Origin of the sequence: Pauljensenia hongkongensis (genome assembly GCF_001746855.1) — a bacterium.
In the GTDB taxonomy this organism is placed as follows: Bacteria; Actinomycetota; Actinomycetes; order Actinomycetales; family Actinomycetaceae; genus Pauljensenia; species Pauljensenia hongkongensis.
In genome coordinates this window covers 748,303-751,244 of sequence record NZ_CP017298.1, presented here as the reverse complement: position 1 = coordinate 751,244, position 2,942 = coordinate 748,303, and the positions used below count along the sequence as shown (strand labels likewise).

At 73.2% G+C, this 2,942-nt stretch carries 3 protein-coding genes; 1 reads left to right on the top strand and 2 read right to left on the bottom strand.

Annotation, left to right across the window (positions count from 1 at the left end):
* Positions 1 to 134 precede the first annotated feature (134 nt).
* On the bottom strand, positions 135 to 1,535 hold the full coding sequence (locus BH719_RS03130; RefSeq protein ID WP_009743292.1) for a dihydrolipoyl dehydrogenase family protein: 1,401 nt from the start codon (positions 1,533 to 1,535) through the stop codon (positions 135 to 137).
* A 124-nt stretch (positions 1,536 to 1,659) separates the two neighbouring features.
* Here BH719_RS03130 and BH719_RS03125 point away from each other — a divergent pair, with 124 nt between their 5' ends.
* Positions 1,660 to 1,917 carry a type II toxin-antitoxin system Phd/YefM family antitoxin gene (locus BH719_RS03125; protein ID WP_009743291.1) on the top strand — a complete coding sequence of 86 codons (258 nt, stop codon included), beginning with the start codon at positions 1,660 to 1,662 and terminating at the stop codon, positions 1,915 to 1,917.
* Positions 1,918 to 1,938: 21 nt separating this feature from the next.
* Here BH719_RS03125 and BH719_RS10020 read toward each other — a convergent pair.
* Positions 1,939 to 2,942, bottom strand: a 1,004-nt coding sequence (locus BH719_RS10020; protein WP_009743290.1) for an ATP-dependent helicase C-terminal domain-containing protein, incomplete at its 5' end; no start/stop codon positions are given.

Below are 2,942 nucleotides of genomic sequence, written 5' to 3'. Positions count from 1 at the left end.
TGCCTCGCGCCCTTGTGCGCCGCCCGTCGTGCTTCGGCGTGCGGCGCTGAGGCAGTCCTGTGCGCGTCCGCTGCGCTGGCTCGCCGCCGGCGGGGCTCTTCCCATTGGCCCCTGCCCTGCGGGAGCGGGGCGCCTCAGTCCAGCGAGTCGAAGAGGATCTGCAGCCCCTCGCCCATCGTGGGGTGGGCGATGGGCAGGAAGCGCAGCTGCTCGTAGGTCAGGCCCCCGGCCATCGCCACCTGCACGGCGGTGATGGTCTCCGAAGCGTGCTCCCCGATGAGCGTCGCCCCCAGGATCCGGTGGGTGCGCGCGTCCACGACCGCTTTGAGGAAACCGGCGGGCGAGCGCAGCGTCTTCGCCCTGGGGACCGCGGCGGTCGGGATCTTCGCGACCCGAACGTCGAGGCCCTGGGCGGCGGCCTCCGCCTCGTTGAGGCCGATGCGCGCCAGCTCCGGGGTGGAGAAGACCGCGTAGGGGATGTTCCTGCCCGCGGTGGAAGTCGTGGGGTCGTCCAGGCCCACCCCGTCCAACTGGTTGCGGATGATGCGGAAGTCGCTCCACGAGGCGTGGGTGAACATGGGCGTGCCCGCCGCGTCGCCCGCCGCCCACGTGCCCTCGGCTGTGGTGCGCAGGTGGGAGTCGACGGCGATGAAGCCGCGCTCGTCCACGTCGACCCCTGCCAGCTCCAGGTCGATGCCGTCGGTGTTGGGGGTGCGCCCGACCGCCGCCAGGACGGCCTCGGCCACGACCGTGGTGCCGTCGGACAGGGCCAGAGTGGTCGTGGAGCCGTCGCGGGAGGCGGACTCGGCGCGCGCCCCGCGCACGATGGTGACGCCCTGCGCCTCGAGCGCGGCCTCCAGCTCGGCCGCTGCGTCGGCGTCCTCGCGGGGCAGGATGCGCGGCGAGGAGGACACCAGGGTGACGGCGACGCCGAAGGCGGCCATCATGGAGGCGAACTCGACGCCGATGTACCCGGCTCCGATGATCGCCAGGGACTGGGGCAGGGACTCGAGGCGGAGGATGTCCTCACTGGTCCACGCGCCCGACTCCCACAGGCCGGGGATGGCGGGCCGTGCGGGGCGCGTGCCCAGGTTGATGAGCACCCGGGGTGCGCTAATGGTCCTAATCGTGCCGTCGTCAGTGGTGATGTTCACTGTGCGCTCGCCGACAAAACGGGCGCTCCCCCGGATGAAATCGATGCCGGGGGCGGCGAACATCTTCTCGTGGGCGGCCACCATCGCGCCCACGACCCCTTCCTTGTGGGCGCGCAGCGACGCGAGGTCGATCCGGGCGCCCTCGGTGCCGACGACGCCGAAGTCGGCGTCCGTCCGGGCCTCGGCGAGGCGGCGGGCGGAGCCCACCAGGGTCTTGGTGGGGATGCAGGCGACGTTGATGCACGTGCCGCCCACGAAGCGGCGTTCGACCATCGCCACTTTCCATCCCCGTTTGGCGCGGTCCATCGCCAGGGATTTCCCGGCTTTCCCCCCTCCCACGACGAGCAGGTCGAAGTTCTCCGTTGCGGGCGCAGTGGTCATGCCGCCTCCATTGCAGTCGTTTGCTTTCGTGTTTCCCGGGTCTCAACGCCGCTGGTGGCGCGAGTATTCCACCTGTTGGAGCACCACTGGCCCCGGGGCTGGGGAATGTGCAACGATAAGCCCTATGAGGGCTCTTGATATTGGTGATTTTCGGGAGAACATGGGGGACGTGGTCGCACGTGTCTCATCGGGCGAGGTCGTGACTCTGATGGAGGGCGGTGTGCCCGTCGCCGAGCTCGGCCCCGTGCGCATGTCGACGCTCAGCCAGTTGCGCGACCTCGGATTGGAGCGTCCGTCGATAGCGGACGTGGGCGGGTACCGGATGCCGTCGAAGAACCTGCCCGACGGCAGGTCCGTGGTGGAGAAGAGCCTGGGGGACTGAGGGCGCCCGGCGGGCGCGCCGTCACCGGCGGCGGGGCTTCGCCCGGTCGGTGGGCCGGGCGGACAGCGGGTCCTCCGGCCACGGGTGCTTGGGGTAGCGCCCTCTCATTTGCGCGCGCACTTGCGCGTAGGGCCCCGCCCAGAAGGACGCCAGGTCGGAGGTGACGGCGACGGGGCGCCCCGCGGGGCTCGTGAGGTGGAGGACCAGGGGGAGCCTGCCGTCGGCGAGGACGGGGGTGTCGGTCCAGCCGAAGGCCTGCTGCACCCGCAGCGTGAGCACGGGGGAGCCGGTGGACCAGTCGATGGCGCGCTGGGCGCCGCCCGGGGCGGTGATCCTCTCCGGCGCCAGTTCGTCGAGGCGGGAGGCCTCGGGCCAGGGCAGCAGCGCCCGCAGCGCCTCGGCCATGTCGACGCCGGACAGGGGCGCCCCGGAGGCGAGGCGCTGGGCGTGGGGGGACAGCCAGGCGTCGGAGGCGGCCAGCAGCCCGTCGTCGGACACGTCGGGCCAGGGCTCGCCGATGGCGGCGCGCAGGGCGGCCAGGCGGGCGCGCAGCGCCGTGGCGCGCTGCCCCCATCCGAAGGCCCCCAGTCCGTTCTTCTGCGCGAAGGCGCGGACCATGGCCAGTGCCTCGTCGGCGGGGAGGGCTCCGGCGGGCTGGGTGGACAGTTCGATCGCGCCCAGGCGGCGCACGCGGTGCGCCCGGATGCGCCCTGATTCGAGTGCGGCCTCGGTGCTGGTGGCCAGCAGTGGCGCGCCCGCCGCAAGGGCGTCGTCGGGCCCGATGGGGACGGCCGCGAGAATCCGCGCCTGCTTGTCGCCGCTGGCCCGGTCGATGCCCGCGACCGCCAGCCACTCCTGCCCCTCCAGGGGGGAGCCCGCGGGCAGGAGCGCGCCCACGCCCCCGGCGAGCACGTAGGCGGAGGAGCCGGGGCGCTTGCGGGCGATCCACTCGGGGCGCGCCAGGGCGACGGTGAGCGCCAGCGCGTCCTCCCGCGTGCGCGGCGCGCCCGTCGCCGCCGCTGGTT